Here is a 211-nt window from a genome sequence, read left to right as displayed (position 1 = left end):
ATGACAAACAGTACCAATAAGCATTATCAACAACTAATGGCTGTTGATGGACCAAATGGAGCAGCGCAGGGAGATATCATGGTGCAAGCTTCCATATACGGAGTGAATGATGCTTATTTTGTGATCATCATCATTGGGATCATGAGTTTGCTCCTTTCCTTCATCATCAAAAATGATAAACAAGTACTTACGGAAGTGCCTGACGTAGCGT

General features: G+C 40.8%; 1 pseudogene. It reads left to right on the top strand.

Features of this window, described 5'->3' with window-relative positions:
- Window positions 1-211: pseudogene (locus tag CHH91_RS20830) on the top strand (MFS transporter); the annotation flags it as partial.

This window comes from Virgibacillus sp. 7505, from assembly GCF_002272135.1.
Lineage (GTDB): Bacteria > Bacillota > Bacilli > Bacillales > Amphibacillaceae > Terribacillus.
This window is presented reverse-complemented; position numbering and strand designations above follow the sequence as displayed.